An 18,824-nucleotide genomic window follows, 5' to 3' on the forward strand; every position below is an offset into this window, starting at 1 on the left:
AAATGCCACGTTCGCTCGGCGGCCTACCCCTGTCCGCCGGATTCGGGGTGGGCCGGATCCAGGTGCAGCAGTACCTGCGTCGCCACGCGGGCCCCGCCCAGCGCCCGGGCGGCCCGCTCGGCGGTCTCCTCGGCGCGGGCGGTGAAGTCGGCGACGTCGATGTTCGGGTCCGCGTACACCGTGACCGACAGGGTCGGCAGATGGCGTTCCACCACGGCCCGGCTGCGCGTGGCCCGCACACCGGGCAGGGCCGCGAGCTCACCGGCGACGCCGTCGGCCACCGGCCCGAGCTCCACGGCCAGGGTGGCCTCGGTGACCTCGTCGTAGAGCTGCACCCGCGACGTCCGGCGCCGGGAGAAGTTGACCGCCAGGAGCACGATCCCGATCGTCACCCCCACCGCGACGGCGGTCCACAACGCGCCCTCCCACCAGGACTGGTCCGGGATGTCGATGATGCGCGGCCGGTCCAGGCGGGCCAGCCATTCCCGGGCGAAGCGCACCTGCCACACCCAGGCCAGTGCGAAGGCCCCGGCGCCGAGGAGCGCGGCGCCCACGGCGAACGTGAGCATCCGGTTGACCAGGACGGTGCGCAGCTTCATCGCGCCGTCCTCGGCCGGTGCACCTGCACCACGAGAGCGATCGGCTCCGCGAGCAGAGCCAGATTCGGCGCCACCGCACCCCGGACCGCGGCGACCAGATCGGCGGTCGACTCCTCACCCGAGCCCACGACGCTGACGAGCGCGCGACGGCGATCGACGACGGTGCGGGCCGCGTACACACCGGGCAGCGTGGACGCGTGAGCGCTGCACATCCGGGCCAGGTCGGTCCGGCGCATCCACACCGTCGGGACCGGACCGGACACCTGCAGGGGCACGTGGGTGCGGCGCCGCGGCTTGACCGCCACCACGACGAGCACGACCCCCAGCAGCACGAGGACCGCAGCGACGGGTGCGATCCAGCTCTGCCAGTGCAGCCGGCCGAACCACTCGAAGGAGTTCCGCAGCCACGGCGCGCCCGCGTACGTGCCGCGGACGATGAGCAGTTCCCGGGCGGCGGCGAACGCGAGCGCCAGAGCGCCCACGGCGATGAGCGCGGCCGCCGGGGCCGCGGCCGGGTGGGCCAGGGGCGGCAGCGGCGAAACGACCGGTACGGGGGCCCGGTACTCCGTCCGGGCGACGATGTCGGCCTCGGTGTACTCGACCGGCACCGCCGGCTCGCTGCGCTCGGCCGGCCCGGCGACGGACGTGGCCGCGACGAGCACGTTGAGTTCGTGCACCGGCAGGCCGGTCAGCTCGTGGAGCTGCCGGTCCACCGCGTCGTGCACACGCCGGGTCAGGGCGGCGGCGTCGTAGGGCCATTCCGCGGCGATGTACAGGTTGATCGCGACGGCGCCGCCGCCGGTGGTGACGTCGGCGCGGGGCAGGTCCCGCCCGGTGAACAGGCTCAGGCCACCGCGTTGACGAACCACACCGGGCACCTGGAGGGCGGCGGCCGCGGCGATCCGTTCGACGGCGCGGTCCTTGATGACCAGTTGGCCGCGGTGCCCGACGGGGTCGACCGTCTCGGTGGCGACCGCGTCGGCGCCGGCCTGGGCCGGCAGGGTCCTCGGGCCGGTGGGCGTGGGGTCAGCCACGGCCCCGGCTCCGCAGCAGAGCGCCCAGGTCGAGAAGCCCGTCCCGGTGGGCGCCGATCGCCATGCCGAGGGCGCCGAGCAGGATGCCGAACAGCAGGCCGCTGAAGCCCCCGAGGATGCCCGCGAGGGCCAGCAGCAGTCCCGCGAGGAGTCCGACGGCGGTGTTGCTGACAGGGGTGTGGTTCACTGGGTCACCTCACTGGTCGGGTGCTCGCCGTCGGGTGACGGGATCCGTATGTCTTCGATGGTCACGTCCACGGGGACGCCCAGCAGCGGCTCGAGCCGGGCGCGGACGGCGGCCGCCACGGCGTACAGGTCGGCCGGGTACTCGACGACGATGTGCACCGCGCACGTGTCGGAGCCGAGGCGGATTCCGGTGACGCGCCGGCCCGGCAGATAGGTCGCGACCTCGCCGAACGCTCCGCCGTGGAGGTCGGCGACGCCGGGCACGGTCCGGGCGGCGGCCGCGGCGAGTTCTGCGGGCTCGGCGGGGGTGGTCATTGGACGCGGGGTTTCAGGTCGTCGGCGACACCGGTGGTCTCGTCGAACAGCACGACGTCGAAGACGGTGATGTTGACCTCGGTGACCTCGAGGCCGGTCATCCGTTCGACGGCCGCGATCACGTTGTGGCGGATCGCGACGGCGAGTTCGTGCAGGGCCACGCCGTATTCGGCGACGATGCCGATGTCGATCGCGGCCTGTTTCTCCCCGACCTCCACCGCGACGCCCTGCCCGTGGTTGATCCGCGCGCCGGGAATGCGGTCCCGCAGGGCCCCGACCACGCGTGCGGTGCCCGCGCCGACGTCGTAGACGCCGCTGATCTCGCGGGTCGCGATTCCGGCGATCTTCGCCACGACCGCGTCGGCGATGATGGTGCGCCCCTGGGTGTCGACCGGTCCCGGCGCGATTCCGTTGCCGAACTGCACGCGGCTGACGCCTGCGCCGCTGTCGCTGGTCATGGGGGCTCCTCGTCGGCCTGCCGGATGAAGGTCTGTCCCCTCCGACTGTAGTAACTCCAGGCCGCCCCGGGTGCGGGGCACGCGGCTCGCATGAACGGCGCCCTGTCCGGAGGTCCCTGTATTTGGTAAAACAGTTGCACGGATTACGGTGGCGTGGGTCACTGCTGGCGGAGAGGGTGGAGCGGGTGGGTGAGACGGGAACACAGCGGATCGTCGTGGTCGGGGCGGGGCTGGCGGGGGTGCGTGCCGCAGAGGAACTGCGCCACGGTGGATTCGACGGCGAGCTCGTCCTGATCGGCGACGAGCCGCATCTGCCCTACGACCGGCCCCCGCTGTCGAAGGACGTCGTCCGTGGCGGGACCGACGACACCACCCTGCGGCCGCGGGAGTTCTTCGACGACCAGCGCATCGAGCTGCGCCTGGGTGTGCGGGTGCAGGCGCTGGACGCGGCGGCCCGCACCGTCGCGCTGTCCGACGGGCAGAGCGTCGGCTTCGACGAGTTGATCGTCGCGACCGGGTTGCGACCTAGGCGGTTGCCCGGCACGGCCGGGCTCGCCGGGGTGCACGTGCTGCGCTCCGTGGACGACAGCCGGGCCCTGCGCGCGGCGGTCGTCCCGGGCGGGCGGGCGCTGATCGTCGGCGCCGGGTTCATCGGCTGCGAGGTCGCGGCGAGCCTGCGGGCGCGGGGCATGGACGTGGTGTTGGTCGAGCCGCAGCCGACGCCGCTGGCGTCGGTGCTCGGCGAGCGGGTCGGCGCGCTGGTGGCCCGGTTGCACACCGACGAAGGTGTCGACGTGCGGGCCGGCGTGGGGGTGCGCGCCCTGCGCGGCGACGGGCGGGTCACCGGCGCGGTCCTGAGCGACGGCACCGACCTCGACGTGGACCTGGTGGTGGTGGGGATCGGCTCGGTGCCGGTCACCGACTGGCTCGACGGTTCGGGGGTGCGGGTGGACAACGGTGTGGTGTGCGACGGCGTGGGCCGCACCTCGGCCCCGCACGTGTGGGCGGTCGGGGACGTCGCGGCCTGGGAGGTCTCGGACGGTCGGTGCGCGCGTCTCGAGCACTGGACGAACGCGGGGGAGCAGGCGAAGGTGCTCGCCGGTGCGCTGCTCGGGTCCACCGTCGCCGACGCCGCGCGGGTGCCGTACTTCTGGAGCGACCAGTACGAAGTGAAGATCCAGGCCCTCGGTGCGGTCCGCGCCGACGACACCGTGCACGTGGTGCGTGACGACGGCCGCAAGTTCCTCGCCTACTACGAGCGCGACGGTCGTCTCACCGGTGTGGTCGGCGCGGGACTGGCCGGGCCGGTGATGAAAATGCGAGGCAAGATCGCCGAGGGCGCGCCGATCACGGAGATCCTCGCGCCCACGTCCTAGCCGCCGGGACGGCGAGCGCTAGATTCGTGTGGTGATCGTTGCGCTCATCGACTCGGGTCTCGGCCTCCTGCCGACGTCTGCATGGCTGCGCCGATTGCGTCCCGAACTGGATCTGATGCTCTCGATGGACCCGGACGGCGCCCCGTGGGGACCGAAGCCCGGGGACTGGGTGATCGAGCGGGTCGTGAGCACCGCGGAGCGGGCCGTGACCCGGGGCGCCGAGGTGGTCGTGCTGCCGTGCAACACGGCGTCCGTGACCGCGCTCGAGCACGTGCGCGAGACGCTCGGTGACGAGATCCCGGTGATCGGAACGGTGCCGGCGATCAAGCCGGCCGCCGCGGCGTGCGAATCGGTGGCGATCTGGGCCACCGCCGCGACCACCGCCAGCCGCTACCAGGCCGATCTGGTCGCCCGGTTCGCCGGGGACCGCGACGTGGTGGGGGTGGCCTGCCACGGGCTCGCCGATGCCATCGACCGCGGCGACACGACCGCTGCGGCCGCGGCGATCGCGGCCGCAGCGCAGCGGACCCCGCCCGACGTGGGTGGCGTCGTCCTCGGCTGTACCCACTACCCGCTGGTGGCCGACACCATCGCCGCGCACCTGCCGCCGGGTGTGCGCCTGTTCGACAGCGCCGAGGCGGTGGCGGCCCAGACCCTGCGCCGCATCGACGCCCTCGGTCGGCCGTGGGCGGGCAGCGGGCGGGTCGAGGTGTTCCTCAGCGGGAGGCCGGGTGAGCTGCCCCCCGGCGCCCTCAGCTTCTCGGCGGGCCGGCAGCTCGTCGACGGCATCGGCGACCCGACCGCCGGTCTGCCCGGCGACGAGGCTCCCCGGGCCGAGACGCGCTGATCCGCTGCCCTGCTCAGCCCATCCCGGTCATGCCCGCGGCGACGAGCCGCGCGATGCCGCCGAGTTCGTCGGGGGAAGGCCCGTCGAGGCCGAACAGCCGGTCGACCGTGGCGGCGGAGAACATCGCCGACACCCACGTCGTCGCGCAGGTGCGCAGGGTGCCCGGCTGTATCGGGCCGGGCACGCTGGCCTGCAGCACCCGCATGGTGGCCTCCTGCAGGGACGTCCGCAGCCGGCGCAGCGGGGTGCGCAGGCCCGGATGCGTCTCCGCCTCACGCCAGATCACCCGGAGCAGCGAGGAGTGGTGGGTGCGCAGGTCGAGGGCGGCGTCGAGGTTGACGAGGCTGGCCGCCGGGTCGCCGGGGGAGACGAGGCCGGTGACGTCCTGGATCGGTTCGGCCGGCAGCCGCTCGGCGACGAGCGTCTCGAGGATCGACTCCTTGGTGGGGAAGTAGTAGAAGATCAGTCCCTTGGGCACGTCCGCGGCGACGGCGATCGCGGTCGTCGAGGTGGCGTCGAAGCCGTGGGCGGCGAAGAGGGTCTCGGCGGCGTCGAGGATGTGGACACGCGCGGCGTTGTCCCGCCGCGCGCGACGGCGCGGCGGTGTCGAGCCCGGGGTGCTCATGGCGCTCACTTCCGGGTGCACCGGCAAGGGTGCGAAGGCGCCGGGTTGCGGGACGGAGGACGGTGTGGACGGAGGACGAGGGCCTCGGCTCCCGCCCTCCTCGTGCGGAAGGCCGCTGTCGCGGCCTTCCGCACCGTGATCAGTGGTGCGTGGCCAGTCCGCCGTGTCCGTGCATCCGGGCGTTCATCGCGGGCAGTGCCGCCACCGCGACGACCACGGTGAGCACGCCCACCACCCAGGCCGTCCAGGATGCACCGCTGTACTCGGTGAAGCCCATGACCCAGGGGGAGAGGAACAGCAGCACGCCGAAGACGCCCATCGCGTAGTCGATCGCGGCCATGGTGGGCCGGACGATCTGCGCCAGTCCGGTCAGCGCGATCAGCACGCCGAGGACGATCAGGGTCCACATCGTCGTGTTGTCGTTGGCGACCCACAGCGGGGAGAGGGCGGTGAAGACGCCCAGGATCACGGCCACGTAGTCCTGTAGCCGGCTGTCGGAGAACATGTCGAGCCTCCTAGTGGGGATTGTGTCCTGACTTCGGTATAGACCTGATCGACCGGTCGGTCAATGGTGTGGGCGATTGCACTGCGGTAACGCTCCGGTGCAGTTGGGAGGGGTTTTTTGCGGATCGGTGACAGAGGGGGGAATGATCTCCGCGGTGCGTGTGTTCCACTAGATCGTTGCCTTGGCCAACGAACTGTCGGCCTTCCCGCACGAGTTCTCAGGAGGTCCGATGCCGGAGCCGACGCCGGGCCGCACCCTGCCACGCCGTTACGGTTTCGCGGCGGTGGGCACGGCCAGCTTTCTGCTCACCGCGTCCTCGTCCGCCCCCTCCCCGCTCTATCCGCTGTACCAGCAGCAGTGGGGTTTCTCCGCGGGAATGCTGACCGCCGTCTTCGCCGTCTACGCGGTTGCCCTGCTCGCCACGCTGCTGACGATCGGCTCGATCTCCGATCACGTCGGCCGCCGGCCGGTCCTGATCGGGGCGCTGCTGCTGCTCGTGGTGAGCATGGGCGTGTTCGTCCTCGCCGACGACGTGGGCTGGCTCGTGCTGGCCCGCGTGCTGCAGGGTCTCGCGGTCGGCGCGGCGACCGGCGCCGTCAGCGCCGCCGTGATCGATCTGCAACCGAACCCGCGCCTCGGATCCTTCGTCAACAGCGTGGCGCCGTCGCTCGGGCTCGCCCTCGGCGCCGCGGGGGCGGGCCTGCTCGTGCAGTTCGCGCCCCTTCCCACCGTCCTCGTCTATGCCCTCGTCGTCGTGATCGCGCTGGCGCTGGCCGTCGTGCTCGTCTTCGTCCCCGACCGGGCACCCGCGCCGGGCTTCGCGTCCCGCCGGGCCGCGCTGCGCAGCCTGCTGCCGAGCGCGTCGGTGCCGGCGGACGTGCGGGGCCCGTACCTGGTGATCCTGCCCGGTCTGCTGTCGGCGTGGTCGCTCGGCGGCCTCTACATGTCCCTCGGCCCGTCGATCGTGGGCACGGTCTTCGGTATCGGCAACCGCCTCGTCGCGGGGCTGGCGATCTTCACGCTCTTCGCCTCCGGTTCGGTTGCCGCGACGGTGCTGCGCGGCTCCGACCCGCGGCGCGTCGTCGTCGCGGGGACCGCGATCCTCGCCACCGGCGTCGGCGTCGTCGTGACCGCCGTGCTCGGTGGCTGGGCCGTCGCGTACTTCGCCGGTACCGCCGTCGCGGGCTTCGGCTGGGGGGCGGCGTTCCTGGGCGCGATGAACGTCATCGGCGCCCTGGCGGCGCCGCACGAGCGCGGGCGCCTGTTCGCCACCACGTTCGTCGTCTGCTACCTCGCGTTCTCCGTGCCCGCGGTGCTCGCGGGCCTGGCGACGGGCGCGTTCGGGCTGGCCGCGACGACGCTGGGCTACGGCTGTGCCGTGATCGTGCTCGCCCTCGGGGCCGGGGCGGGCGTGGCGCTGCGCGGCCCGCGGCAGCCGCTCGCACAACTCGCGGAGGCACCGGTTCTCGTCCGCTGAGGCGGGGATTGCCGGCGCGTACACGCAGGGGCCCTCCGTCCGGACGAGCCGGACGGAGGGCCCCTGCGCCGTCTCAGAAGACGATCTTGACCGTGTCCGTCACCGGGTGGGCCTGGCAGCCGAGCACGTAGCCGGCCTCGATGTCCTCGGGGTCGAGGATCTCGCAGTTGTCCATCTCGACCTTGCCCTCGAGGACGGTGCAGGCGCACGAGCCGCACTCGCCCTCCTGACAGGAGTAGGGCACGTCGATGCCCTTGGCGAGCATGATGTCGACCAGGGTCTGGGAGCGCGGCCACGGGATCGTGTGGGTCTCGCCGTCGAGCTCGACCTCCACGGTCGCGGCGTCGGCCGCCTCCTCGTCGCTCACCTCGACGGGGGTGTGGTCGGCGAACGGGTCTCCCGCGAGGGAGTTGAACACCTCCGCGTGCACCTGGGAGCGCGGCATGCCTGCGGCCTGCAGCGCCCGGTGCACGGCGTCCATGAACGGACCGGGTCCGCACATGAACGCCTCGTGGCTCGTGTACGGGGTCACCAGGGTGGCGAGCTGGTCGGCGGACGGCAGGCCCTGCACGGACTCGAGCCAGTGCACGACGGTGAGCCGGGTGGGGTACTTCTCCGCCAGCGCCCGCAGCTCGTCCGCGAAGATGATCGACGCCTCGTCGCGGTTGGCGTAGACCAGCACGACCGTGCCCGAGCCCTGGGTCAGTGCCGACTTGAGGATCGAGATGACGGGAGTGATCCCGCTGCCGGCGCCGAACAGCAGGAAGTCGTGGTCGAGGGACTTCGGGGTGAACACTCCCGACGGCGGCAGTACCTCGAGTCGGTCGCCGGCGGAGATCCGGTCGCACAGCCAGTTGGACCCGTAACCGTCGACGGTCCGCTTGACCGTGACCTTGGGGGCGTCGTCGGTGTACGGGGAGCTGGCCAGCGAGTAACAGCGGGCCACGGAGCCGGTCTGCTCGCTCGGGATGCGCAGGGTCAGGAACTGTCCGGGCTTGTACGCGAACTTGTCCTGGAACTCGGCCGGCACGTCGAAGACGATCGAGCGCGAGTCCGGCGTCTCCTCGATGACTGCGGAGACGGTCAGGATCGCGGATCGCGAGCCGTGCGGCACCTCGACTGTCGTCATGGCCAGGTCGGTCCTTCCGTGGAGCGGGCGAAGCAATCTAGAACGCGTTCTAGTTTCAGGGTATCAGCAAGACGACGCTACCGGGACGGGGTGCACCGGGGTCCGGTCGGCTCCCGATCAGCGGGAACCGCACCTGCCCGATCGGGTAGGTGCGCACGCTCGACCGGACGGCTTCGGTCCCGCGACCGGACGGTTCGGGCTCGAACCCCTTTCCGGGAGCGTGATCGGGCCCGAGAGTGGGGAAGGGAAGAGACGCCGGTCACACCGGCCGCCCCCTTCGAACCACCACTTCCGGCCGACACACCAGGAGAAACGCGATGGCCATCGAACTCAACCAGATCTGGGACTTTCCCATCAAGGAGTTCCACCCCTTCCCCCGGGCGCTGATGGGTGTCGGCGCCCACGACATCATCGGTGTCGAGGCGAAGAACCTGGGCTTCAAGCGCACCCTGCTGATGACGACCGGCCTGCGTGGCTCGGGCATCATCGAGGAGCTCATCGGCAAGATCGAGTACCAGGGTGTCGAGGTCGTCCTGTACGACAAGGTCGAGTCCAACCCCAAGGACTACAACGTCATGGAGGCCGCCGCCCTCTACCAGCAGGAGAAGTGCGACTCCATCATCTCCGTCGGCGGCGGCTCGAGCCACGACGCCGCGAAGGGCGCCCGCGTGGTCATCGCCCACGACGGCCGCAACATCAACGAGTTCGAGGGCTTCGCCAAGTCCACCAACAAGGAGAACCCGCCGCACATCGCCGTCTCCACCACGGCCGGCACCGGCTCGGAGACCTCCTGGGCGTACGTCATCACCGACACCTCGGACATGGAGCACCCGCACAAGTGGGTCGGCTTCGACGAGGCCACGATCGTCACCCTCGCGATCGACGACCCGCTGCTGTACTACACCTGCCCGCAGCACTTCACTGCCTACTGCGGCTTCGACGTCCTCGCCCACGGCTCCGAGCCGTTCGTCTCGCGGCTGGACTTCGCGCCGTCGCTCGGCAACGCCCTGTACTCGATCGAACTCGTCGCCAAGCACCTGCGCGAGGCCACCTTCGAGCCGCGCAACCTCAAGGCGCGCGAGGGCATGATGAACGCCCAGTACATCGCCGCGCAGGCCTTCAACTCGGGCGGCCTGGGCATCGTGCACTCCATCTCGCACGCCGTGTCCGCCTTCTTCGACAGCCACCACGGCCTCAACAACGCCATCGCCCTGCCGCGCGTGTGGGAGTACAACCTGCCCTCGCGCTACGAGCACTACGCCCGCATCGCCACCGCGATGGGCGTCGACACCCGCAACATGACCACCGTCCAGGCCGCGGACGCCGCGGTCGAGGCCGCCATCCGGCTCGCCAAGGACGTCGGGATCCCCGACAACTTCGGTCAGGTGCGCGTCGACTCGTACGAGAAGAACCGCATGAACACCGGCAAGTACGCCGGCCGCGGCGACGTCATCAAGGGCGACGAGAAGACCGTGCGGGCCATCTCCGAGCACATCCAGGGCGACTGGTGCACCCCGGGCAACCCGCGTGAGGTGACGGTCGAGTCGATGATCCCGGTCGTCGACCACTGCATCAACCGGTCCTACTGACCCACCTGCTCGACCGATCCCGTGCCCGGGGCGGGGCGACCCGCCCCGGGCACACCCACCTCCCTCGAGTGCCGACGACACAGGAGCACCGATGACCAGCTTCGCCAGCGGACCGGAACTCGCCGACGCGCTGCGCCGCCACGACTACATCGCCGACGACGAGTTCGCGGTCGTCGTCCACCTCGCCACCGCGCTCCAGCGGCCCCTGCTGCTCGAGGGCCCGGCCGGCGTCGGCAAGACCGAGCTGGCCAAGGCGCTCGCCGCCGCCGGCGGGCGCAGGCTGGTGCGGTTGCAGTGCTACGAGGGCCTCGACGACAGCCGCGCGCTGTACGAGTGGGACTACGCCAAGCAGCTGCTGCACGTGCAGATGCTGCGCGACCGCATCGGCGAGCAGCTCGCCGCGTACCCCGACGTCGCCGAGGCGTCCCGGTTCCTCGCCGCGCAGGACTTCGGCCTGTACTCCGAGAAGTTCCTCGCCGTGCGCCCCCTGCTCGAGGCGATCCTCTCCCCGGAACCGGTGGTGCTCCTCGTCGACGAGGTGGACCGCACCGAGGAGTCCATGGAGGCGCTGTTGCTCGAGGTCCTCGCCGAGGGGCAGGTCACCATTCCCGAGGTGGGCACCTTCACAGCCCGGTCCTCGCCGTGGGTGATCCTGACCTCCAACGACACCCGCGAACTCTCGCCCGCCCTCAAGCGCCGCTGCCTGCACTACCACGTCGGTTATCCCACCCCCGAACGTGAGCGCGAGATCGTCACCGCCCGGGCCCCCGAGGTCGACACGGTGACTGCCGCCGAGGTGGTGGACCTGGCCCGCACCCTCCGGGACCTGCCGTTGCGCAAGAGCCCGTCCATCTCGGAGGTGATCGACGCCGCGCGCGCCGCGACCGTCCTGCGGCGAGGCGGCGGCGACCACACCTCCCTCCGGCAGATCCGCGACATCCTGCTCGCGACGCTCCTCAAGTACACCGGCGACGCCGACCTGGTCCGCGCACGTCTCGACGGGAGTCCGGCCGAGGCCGTCCCGGCCCCGGCCGAACCGGCGGGGGAGCGGCCCGAGCGGGCCACCGTCGCGTCCCGGCCGGCCAACACGACCACCGCGGTGTTCCGGGGGCGCGGCGGTGGCGGCGGCCGCGGCGGCGTCGGCATCGGCGCGCGGCGGTGACGCGATGCCCGTGACGCCGCTGGCGACGATGCGCACCTCGTATCCCCTCGACGTGGTCGCCGCCGTGTTCGGGCGCCTGCTGCGCCGGCACGGGGTGTCGGCCTCGCCCGCCGAGACCATCGAGGTGCGCCGCGTGCTCGGCCTGGTCGGGGCCCGCGACCGCGACGTCCTGCGGGCCTGTCTGCGTGCGGTGTGCGCGAAGTACCCGCACGAGCAGCCCGGCTTCGACCGGGCCTTCGACGCGCTGTTCGCGGCGACGGATGCGGCCGGGGCCGCGGGCGAGAAGTCCACGCCCCGGGCGCAGTTCGCCGAGGCCCTGCCCACCGCGCTCGAACTCGACGACGATCCGGAGATCGCCCGCTACGCCGAATACAACGATCGTGCCGCGGAGGTCGGCGACCACTTCGACACCCCCGAGGCGGACAAGGGTTTCAATCCGCACAAGGACGACGACGATGTCTCCATGACGTCGTCGGACGCCGCCCTGTCCGTGGACACCGGAGCCGACTCGGGGCGGCGCGGGGTCACCTACACCGTCGACGTGGATCGGGCCGGCGCCGCCGCCGTCGGCGAGCTGGCCGCGAATCCCGGGGCCGCCGTGGTCGGCTCGCTGTCCTGGGACGATCCGGAATCCATCCTCGCGTGGCTCGACGCCTACGATCCGCGTCGTGCCTACGGCGACGACGAGGCCGACGAACCGCTCACCGCGGCGCAGCTGAACCGGCTCGTCGAGGCCGTCGAGGCGTTCGTCGCGGCACTGTCCCAGGCCGGACTCGGCGGCCCGCTGCCGGACGGCGAACCCGACGCCCCCGACACCGCCGGTGACGTCGCGTCCCGAGCCGAGATCGAGCTGGCGTGCCACGAGGTGCTGCGGCGGATGCGCGGACCGGCCCGGCCGGTGCCGCGCGAGTTCAGCCGCGGCCGCCTCGACATGCGCCGCACGGCCCGCGCCGGGATGCGCACCGACGGCGTACCGTTCCACCTGATCGTCCGCGCCCCGCGTCCGGACCGGGTCCGGCTGCTGATCCTGGCCGACGTGTCCCTGTCGGTGCGCCCGATCACCGCGTTCACGCTGCGCCTGGCCCAGGCCATGCACGGCCGGGCCCACCGCTGCCGGGTCCTGGCCTTCGTCGACCGGCCCGTCGACGTGACGCGGGAGCTGCTGGCGAGCACCGGTGACGGCGCCCTCGCCGCGGTCCTGGCGCACCCCGGCCTCGACCTCGAGGCGAGCAGCGACTACGGCCGGGTCCTCGACGAGCTGCTCACCGAGCACGCCGGGATCGTCGACTCGCGCACCAGCGTGCTCGTCGTCGGCGACGGCCGCTGCAACGGCCTGCCCTCCCGCGCCGACCGTCTCGCGGACCTGCGCCGTCGCGTGCACCGGCTCGCCTGGGTCACCCCGGAACCGCAGCGCTACTGGGCCCAGGCAACGTGCGCGATGCCCGAGTACGCGCCGGAATGCGATCGCGTCGTCGTCGCCCGGGACGCCGCCCAGTTGCTCTCCCGCGCGGCGGAGCTCGGGCACGCACTGCGTTGAGTGCGCGGCCCGTGCCGGCCGCCTCCGGCCCCGCTCCGGCGGGGGAACGGCCGATGGTTACCATGGACCGGTAAATACCCCCCGGGGTGTGTGTGCCGTCCGCCCACGCCACCGCCGGCGGACCGGCCGGCTTACGGGAGAGTGCTCCGGCACATCGGAATCCCGGGCACAGTTGAGGAAGACGACGATGCAGTTCGCGAAGAAGCACTATTCGATCCGTGAGGCCTACTGGATCTTCTACCGGGGCGTTCGATCGATGAAGCACCTGATCGGTGCCAGGAAGCGCGCCGAGCTGAGCCCCGAGTTCGTCGAACGGATCATGCTGGCGGTGACCGAGGTGAACGGCTGCGGCGCCTGCTCCTACGCCCACACGAAGATGGCCCTCGAGGCCGGAATGAGCAGCGCCGAGATCCGGAACATCCTGTCGGGGGTCCTCGACGACGTTCCCGACTCCGAGGTCGCCGCGGTCCTGTTCGCCCAGCACTATGCCGACACCCGGGGCAACCCCACGCCCGAGTCGTGGCACCGTCTCGTGGATGTCTACGGGAAGTCCGCCGCCGAGGGGATACTCGGGGCGGTGCGGGCGATCATGGTCGGCAACGCCCATGGAATCGCATGGACCGCGCTCCGCGGCCGGTTGAAGGGCAATCCGGATCCGCGCAGCAGCGTGGCGTACGAGGTCGTCATGTTGCTGATCGTCCTTGCGTTCCTGCCGATGTCCGTCGTGCACGCCTCGATCTCCGGCGTGCGCCGCGCGCCGATCGTGGAGTTCGCCAGGTAGGCCGGCGGGGGATCAGTGGTCGCGCTTCGTGAGCCGGACCCGGTCGGGGCGGAAGTGCTCGAGGGCCTCGTCGTAGTTCGCCCGTGCGAGCCGCTCCGACGTCCACCCCTGCGAGATCCACCGGTCCACGCCGAGCGGGTACCGGATCTCGACCCGGTGGGTGCCGCGGATCGCCAGGCGGCCCTCCGCGTCCTCCCGCGCCCTGACGTACGCGGCGAACTCACTGCCCAGCACCAGGGTGCGGTTGGGGCGTTCGATGACCGGATCCCCGACCCGCCGATCGGAGTGGAGCGCCAGGTACGCCGAGTCGAGCGCCGCGTTCTCGGTGTCGTGGACGTGCCATGTGACGCCGTCCACCTCGTGCCACCACACGATCCATCGGCCGTCGATGATGCTCTCCCAGGGTTGTTTCCGCCGGTGCGCAGCCCGTTTCCTGCGTATCCGGTCCACCCCTGCGACGTGCATCCTATATGTCCCGTTCCGGCGTGGTACGCGGTGGTGGCATTCACTTCGTATTCACCCCGCAGCCGGCGCCCGGAGGCTCCCGGGCACTCGGGCGTACCTACCCGATCGGGCAGGTACCGCACCTGCCGTTCGGCCCGGTGCCGCCCCGTCGTGGAGGGGCTAGGCTCGAAGCCACGTAAGCTGGATCACAGCAATCGGGATCGTCAGGAGTGCGTAGTGGCCGTCGCATCGGAGCACACCGCGACGACGCTGGCCAAGTTCCACGCCCCGGAGATCGTGTTCGGGATCGGTTCACTGGTCGAGGCGGCGCACGCGGCGGTGCGGCTCGGCGCGGTCCGGCCCCTGCTGGTCACCGACCCGGGCCTGATCGAGGCCGGCTGGGCCGACGAGCTTCGCGGCCACCTCGTCGAGCAGGGACTCACCCCGATCGTGTGGGGTGACCTCACCCCCAATCCCAAGGACCACGAGGTCACGGCCGGGCACGAGACCTACCGGGCCCACGGTTGCGACGTGCTCGTCGCGCTCGGCGGCGGCTCGGTGATCGACGCCGCCAAGGGCATCGCGGTACTCGCCGCCAACGGCGGCAGCATCCTCGACTACGAGGGCGTGGACCGGGCGGCGGCCCCGATCCCGCCGATGGTGGTGGTGCCGTCGACCTCGGGCACGGGCGCCGATGTCTCCCAGTTCTGCGTCGTCACCGACACCGTCCGCGGCACCAAGATCACCATCATCGGTCGTTCGCTGGTCCCGGACCTGACCGTGATCGACCCGCGGCTGCTCACGACCATGCCGGACGACCTGAACGCCGCCACCGGGCTGGACGCCCTGACCCACGGCGTGGAGGCCTTCGTCTCCCGCGCCCACAACCCGCTCACCGACCACCACGCCCTGCGTGCCGTCGGGCTCGTCACCGACACGCTGGTACGCACGATCGAGGACCCGCAGGAGATGGCGGCCCGGTCGATCATGGCGCAGGCCAGCCTCGAGGCCGGCCTGGCCTTCACCAACGCGATCCTCGGCGCCGCGCACGCGATGAGCCACCAGGTCGGGGGCCTGCTCGACCTGCCGCACGGCGTCATCAACGGGGTGCTGCTCCCGCACGTCATCCGGTTCAACGCCGCGTCCGATCCCGAGCCGTTCGTCGCGATCGCCGCCGCTCTCGGACTCGAGGAGCACCGCGGCCCGGCCGTCGAAGCGGCACTCGCCGTCGCGGACCGGGTCGAACGGCTCGCCCGGGAGGTCGGGGTGCCGCGGGGGCTGCGGGAACTCGGGGTGCAGGCGACCGACCTCGAACGCCTGGCCGCCGGCGCGCTGCGCGACGCGTGCATGTCCACCAACCCGCGCGAGGCCACCCACGAGCAGATGGTGGCGCTGTTCCGGGCGGCGCTGTGACCGGGGCGGGCGGTGCCCGGTGACCGCGCCCGACCTGTCCCGGCTGACCGGCCTGCGCTCCGGCAAGCCCACGTTCTATCCCCAGTACCGCGGGGCTGCCGAACGCCTCGAGCGGGTCGTGCATGCGCTCGAGCTGATCTCGCGTGCCCTGGTGCGCACCGTCGAGGGCCCCGAGACCCTGATCTGCGCCGTGGCGGAGGCGGCACGCGCCCACCTGAGCGCCCGATGGGTGGTCTTCGCCCTCACCGACGGCACCCTGCCCGACGCGGGGCCGCGCCGCCTGGTCCTCGGCCCCGACGCCACCCCGTTCCTCGTCGACAACGTCGAAGGTCCGCCCCTGCCGGACGACGTCGTGCGCTGCCTCGAGGACATCCGGTCGGGGTCGATCGGCCGGGACGCGGCCGTCGACACCCATCACGCGTTCGTGCCCATCGTCCTCGGCGGCGGAGTGGCCGGCGCGATCGCCGCGTGGACCCCGGAGCACCGCACGCTCGACGGCACCGATCACGCCGTGCTGTCGATCCTCGCCAGCCAGACCGCGGTGGCGCTGCAGAATTCCGCGCTCTATCAGCGTGGCCAGTTGTTGCTCGAGCGCGCGGAGCAGGCCTACCAGGAGGCGAACCGGGCGGCGGCGGACCTGCAGGCCCGTAACGCCGAACTCGAGGCCACGCTCCGGCAGTTGGAGCTGACCCAACGGCAGCTGGGCGCCGCCCACCGGCACCAGGCGCTCGACGAGGAACGCCACCGCATCGCGCGGGAGCTGCACGACAGCGTCACCCAGGCCGTGCTGTCCGCCGGCATGCAGATCGAGGTGTGCCGCAGCGACATTCCCGACACCGAGCGCGGCGAGCGCCTCGACCTGGCGAAGGAGCTCACGCGCCGCGCGGTCGAGCAGCTGCGGTCGGCGATCTACGCGCTCAACCACCCGTCCGACTCGGATCGCACGTCGCTGCCCGAGATGCTCGAGCAGCTCTGCGTCGCGCACACGCCGGGCGAACTCGACATCACGGTCCGGGTGGGCGGCACGCCGGTCGAACTGCCGGGCGAGGCCGAACACTCGCTGCTGCGCATTGCGGGGGAGGCGCTGTTCAACGCCGCGGTGCACGCCAACGCCCGGCGCGTGGTGCTGCGGCTGACCTACCGGCCCGACTCGGTGCTGTTGGCGGTCGCCGACGACGGCAACGGGGACCCGGCCCGGATGCGGCTGATGCTGCGCCTGGCCGCGGACAACGACTGGGACGGCCGGCATCGCGGTCTGGCCAACATGCAGGCCCGCGCACACGAGCTCGGCGGCACTCTCGAGGTGCGCCGCGCCCGCCTCGGCGGGGTACGGGTGGCGGTGCGCATCCCGGTGCCCGAACCGGCCGTCGATGCGGAGCGGGGCGCCGACGAGGCGACCGGAAACAACGGGAACAGTGCGGCGTCGGCACACGCGGCGCGGACAGGAGCACAGCGATGAACGTGGCAACCCCTCCCGGGACGGTGAACCGCACGGTCCGCATCGTTCTCGTCGACGACCACGCGATCCTGCGCCAGGGGCTGCGCTCGATTCTCGAACGGGAGCCGGACCTGGCGGTGGTGGGCGAGGCGTCGCACGAGGCCGAGGCGGTCGCGCTGGTGGACCGGGTCCGGCCCGACATCGTGCTGATGGACCTGAAGCTCTCGGCCGGCTCCGACTACGAGGGGCTGGCGTTGTGCGGGCAGCTGTCGGCGGCCCGCCCCGGCCTCGGGTTGCTGGTGCTCACCACGTTCCTCGATGAGCAGCTGGTCGTGCGGGCCGTGCACGCCGGGGCGCGCGGCTACGTCGTCAAGGACGTCGACACCACCGAACTCGTGCGCGCCATCCGCGCGGTGTCGCGCGGCGAGAGCGCCTTCGACTCGCGCAGTGCCGCGGCGGTGGTGCGGTCCCTCAACGGGCAGACCACGCCGCAGGAACAGCTCACCGATCGCGAGCTCGAGGTGCTGCGTCTGCTGGCCGCGGGCCTGTCGAACTCGAAGATCGGTGAGCGCCTTTTCATTTCGGGCACCACCGTGAAGTTCCACGTGAGCAACATCATGCGCAAGCTCGGGGTGAGCCGTCGCGCCGAGGCCGTGTACGCCGCCAGCAAGCGCGGGCTCATCTGACCGGTCCCTTCCGGGCGTGCCGGCGCACGGGCAGCGCGGGCGGGCGTGGACGCAGCGTGCGGTGCCCGGCCCGGACGAGTCCGCGGCCTGCACCGGTGATCGGTGCAGGCCGCGGGTCGGGGCGAGTGGTCAGCTGCTGCCGAAGATCGGCGGGGTGCTGGGAACGGTGACGACGGGCGAGGCCTCCTGGACGATGTAGGCAGTGACGGGCAGGGGTGCCAGGTGCTCTGCGATCCCGGGATAGTCGGAGACCCACATGGTTGCCAGGCCGTCCGTCGAGCACGAGGCGAGCACGACGTACGAGCCGTCGGGAATCTCGGTCACGGTCTGGGTGGTCACGCCCGGCTGCACCTGGCCCGAGGTACCCAGGGCCTGACCGTTCCGGATGACCTCGGCGACCGGTGGCAGTACCCCGCCGGGAGCCGGGGCGAGCCCGGTCATGCAGTCCAGGGGAGTGCCCGAGTTGTTGGTGATCGTGTTGGTCACGGTCGAGCCGCTGACGGTGAAGGCGAAGCTGACGTCGGTGGCGCTGGCCGCCGACGCGAGGGCGGGGGCTGCCAGGGCCGAGGGGACGGACGCCACCGCTATGAGCGCGGCGCGGGCAATCGGTCGCATCTGTGTCCTTTTTGTCGGATGTGCGGTGTCCGGGGTGATCCTGCCGCAAAAGCGACCGATCGGCTTGGTTTTCGCGGGTTCCGTCGTGGTTGACGGCAGACACGCCGGGTGCGGTGACTCGGTTCAGTCGAGGACTGCGGTGGCTTCGACCTCGACGAGGTGCTCGGGAGAGGACAGTGCTGCGACACCGATCAGCGTGCCCGGCGCTACGGGGGTGACGCCCAGCTTCGCGGCTGCCCGGGCGACGCCGTCGACGAACCCACTCATCTTGTCCGGAGTCCAGTCGACGACGTAGACGGTCAGCTTCGTCACGTCGGCGAAGGTGGCACCGACCGCGGCCAGGGCGGCTCCGACGTTGAGGTAGCTCTGCTCGACCTGGGTGGCGAGGTCGCCTGCGCCGATCGTGTTGCCGTCGGCGTCCCAGGCGACCTGCCCGGCGACGAAGACCAGCTTCGAGCCGGTGGCGACGGATACCTGGCGGTAGGCGTCGATCTTCGGCAGTTCGTTCGGGTTCACCAGGGTGATGGACATGCTGCCCACTTTCTCTCGGTCACTTGTGGTTACTCGGTAACCGTAGGAGAGTGTTCCCTGACGTGGAAGAACGCACT

The 18,824-nt window shown here is 71.8% G+C and carries 21 protein-coding genes; 10 read left to right on the top strand and 11 right to left on the bottom strand.

What is annotated here, in order from left to right; genetic code table 11:
• Positions 1 to 23: 23 nt before the first annotated feature.
• Genes A4U64_RS05985 through A4U64_RS06005 form a run of 5 tightly spaced genes read right to left on the bottom strand, consistent with a single transcriptional unit; the run spans position 24 to position 2,592 of the window.
• The gene (locus A4U64_RS05985) at positions 24 to 599 is read right to left on the bottom strand and encodes a hypothetical protein (protein WP_050035582.1); all 576 of its coding nucleotides are present in this window, start codon (positions 597 to 599) and stop codon (positions 24 to 26) included.
• A complete protein-coding gene (locus A4U64_RS05990) occupies positions 596 to 1,633 on the bottom strand; it encodes a DUF6286 domain-containing Asp23/Gls24 family envelope stress response protein (RefSeq protein WP_006936218.1) in 1,038 nt (345 codons plus the stop codon). Before A4U64_RS05990 ends, A4U64_RS05985 begins: the two co-directional genes overlap by 4 nt.
• Entirely contained in the window at positions 1,626 to 1,820 is a 195-nt protein-coding gene (locus A4U64_RS05995) for a hypothetical protein (protein WP_003937668.1), read from the bottom strand. The genes A4U64_RS05990 and A4U64_RS05995 overlap by 8 nt, the downstream gene beginning before the upstream one ends.
• Positions 1,817 to 2,134 (bottom strand): hypothetical protein, encoded by a 318-nt coding sequence (locus A4U64_RS06000; protein WP_029545019.1) that lies wholly within the window; start codon positions 2,132 to 2,134, stop codon positions 1,817 to 1,819. The genes A4U64_RS05995 and A4U64_RS06000 overlap by 4 nt, the downstream gene beginning before the upstream one ends.
• Entirely contained in the window at positions 2,131 to 2,592 is a 462-nt protein-coding gene (locus tag A4U64_RS06005) for an Asp23/Gls24 family envelope stress response protein (RefSeq protein ID WP_006936221.1), read from the bottom strand. The genes A4U64_RS06000 and A4U64_RS06005 overlap by 4 nt, the downstream gene beginning before the upstream one ends.
• A 185-nt stretch (positions 2,593 to 2,777) precedes the next feature.
• On the opposite strand from A4U64_RS06005, the gene A4U64_RS06010 reads away from it, so the two are divergent.
• Positions 2,778 to 3,968, top strand: coding sequence for an NAD(P)/FAD-dependent oxidoreductase (locus A4U64_RS06010; RefSeq protein WP_050036405.1), 1,191 nt, complete (start codon positions 2,778 to 2,780; stop codon positions 3,966 to 3,968).
• Positions 3,969 to 3,999: 31 nt separating this feature from the next.
• Complete coding sequence (locus A4U64_RS06015) at positions 4,000 to 4,815, top strand: glutamate racemase (RefSeq protein ID WP_065923418.1); 816 nt, start codon at positions 4,000 to 4,002, stop codon at positions 4,813 to 4,815.
• Between the two features lie 13 nt (positions 4,816 to 4,828).
• Here A4U64_RS06015 and A4U64_RS06020 read toward each other — a convergent pair whose 3' ends face one another.
• Positions 4,829 to 5,440 (bottom strand): TetR/AcrR family transcriptional regulator, encoded by a 612-nt coding sequence (locus tag A4U64_RS06020; protein ID WP_065922313.1) that lies wholly within the window; start codon positions 5,438 to 5,440, stop codon positions 4,829 to 4,831.
• Between the two features lie 139 nt (positions 5,441 to 5,579).
• Positions 5,580 to 5,945, bottom strand: coding sequence for an SPW repeat domain-containing protein (locus tag A4U64_RS06025; protein WP_065922314.1), 366 nt, complete (start codon positions 5,943 to 5,945; stop codon positions 5,580 to 5,582).
• Positions 5,946 to 6,174: 229 nt separating this feature from the next.
• Between A4U64_RS06025 and A4U64_RS06030 the strand changes: the two genes are divergently transcribed.
• Positions 6,175 to 7,422 carry an MFS transporter gene (locus tag A4U64_RS06030; protein ID WP_065923419.1) on the top strand — a complete coding sequence of 416 codons (1,248 nt, stop codon included), beginning with the start codon at positions 6,175 to 6,177 and terminating at the stop codon, positions 7,420 to 7,422.
• A gap of 73 nt (positions 7,423 to 7,495) precedes the next feature.
• Here the strand turns inward: A4U64_RS06030 and A4U64_RS06035 are convergent, their stop codons facing one another.
• Entirely contained in the window at positions 7,496 to 8,551 is a 1,056-nt protein-coding gene (locus tag A4U64_RS06035) for a ferredoxin--NADP reductase (RefSeq protein WP_006932856.1), read from the bottom strand.
• Between the two features lie 317 nt (positions 8,552 to 8,868).
• Here A4U64_RS06035 and mdo point away from each other — a divergent pair, with 317 nt between their 5' ends.
• From mdo to A4U64_RS06055, 4 genes are all read left to right on the top strand, one after another.
• Positions 8,869 to 10,140: an NDMA-dependent methanol dehydrogenase gene (gene mdo, locus A4U64_RS06040; RefSeq protein WP_006932857.1), complete on the top strand. Its 1,272-nt coding sequence runs from the start codon at positions 8,869 to 8,871 to the stop codon at positions 10,138 to 10,140.
• A 91-nt stretch (positions 10,141 to 10,231) separates the two neighbouring features.
• Positions 10,232 to 11,302, top strand: a complete 1,071-nt coding sequence (locus A4U64_RS06045; protein WP_043800560.1) for a MadB family AAA-type ATPase — start codon at positions 10,232 to 10,234, stop codon at positions 11,300 to 11,302.
• A gap of 4 nt (positions 11,303 to 11,306) precedes the next feature.
• The gene (gene madC, locus A4U64_RS06050) at positions 11,307 to 12,839 is read left to right on the top strand and encodes a MadC family VWA domain-containing protein (protein ID WP_029545007.1); all 1,533 of its coding nucleotides are present in this window, start codon (positions 11,307 to 11,309) and stop codon (positions 12,837 to 12,839) included.
• A 187-nt stretch (positions 12,840 to 13,026) separates the two neighbouring features.
• The gene (locus A4U64_RS06055; RefSeq protein ID WP_006932864.1) at positions 13,027 to 13,620 is read left to right on the top strand and encodes a carboxymuconolactone decarboxylase family protein; all 594 of its coding nucleotides are present in this window, start codon (positions 13,027 to 13,029) and stop codon (positions 13,618 to 13,620) included.
• A 12-nt stretch (positions 13,621 to 13,632) separates the two neighbouring features.
• Here A4U64_RS06055 and A4U64_RS06060 read toward each other — a convergent pair whose 3' ends face one another.
• A complete protein-coding gene (locus A4U64_RS06060; RefSeq protein WP_231385926.1) occupies positions 13,633 to 13,977 on the bottom strand; it encodes a hypothetical protein in 345 nt (114 codons plus the stop codon).
• Positions 13,978 to 14,301: 324 nt separating this feature from the next.
• Between A4U64_RS06060 and A4U64_RS06065 the strand changes: the two genes are divergently transcribed.
• The 3 genes from A4U64_RS06065 to A4U64_RS06075 are packed head-to-tail and all read left to right on the top strand — an operon-like array spanning position 14,302 to position 17,601.
• Positions 14,302 to 15,477 (top strand): iron-containing alcohol dehydrogenase, encoded by a 1,176-nt coding sequence (locus A4U64_RS06065; RefSeq protein ID WP_006932868.1) that lies wholly within the window; start codon positions 14,302 to 14,304, stop codon positions 15,475 to 15,477.
• Between the two features lie 19 nt (positions 15,478 to 15,496).
• The gene (locus A4U64_RS06070; protein WP_006932869.1) at positions 15,497 to 16,936 is read left to right on the top strand and encodes a MadS family sensor histidine kinase; all 1,440 of its coding nucleotides are present in this window, start codon (positions 15,497 to 15,499) and stop codon (positions 16,934 to 16,936) included.
• A complete protein-coding gene (locus A4U64_RS06075; RefSeq protein ID WP_006932871.1) occupies positions 16,933 to 17,601 on the top strand; it encodes a MadR family response regulator transcription factor in 669 nt (222 codons plus the stop codon). Before A4U64_RS06070 ends, A4U64_RS06075 begins: the two co-directional genes overlap by 4 nt.
• A gap of 129 nt (positions 17,602 to 17,730) precedes the next feature.
• Here the strand turns inward: A4U64_RS06075 and A4U64_RS06080 are convergent, their stop codons facing one another.
• Both A4U64_RS06080 and A4U64_RS06085 read right to left on the bottom strand, forming a co-directional pair.
• A complete protein-coding gene (locus A4U64_RS06080; protein ID WP_065922315.1) occupies positions 17,731 to 18,216 on the bottom strand; it encodes a hypothetical protein in 486 nt (161 codons plus the stop codon).
• A gap of 123 nt (positions 18,217 to 18,339) precedes the next feature.
• The gene (locus A4U64_RS06085) at positions 18,340 to 18,747 is read right to left on the bottom strand and encodes a RidA family protein (protein WP_029545001.1); all 408 of its coding nucleotides are present in this window, start codon (positions 18,745 to 18,747) and stop codon (positions 18,340 to 18,342) included.
• Positions 18,748 to 18,824 lie beyond the last annotated feature (77 nt).

The organism is Rhodococcus sp. WB1, from assembly GCF_001700945.1.
GTDB classification, from domain to species: domain Bacteria; phylum Actinomycetota; class Actinomycetes; order Mycobacteriales; family Mycobacteriaceae; genus Rhodococcus; species Rhodococcus aetherivorans.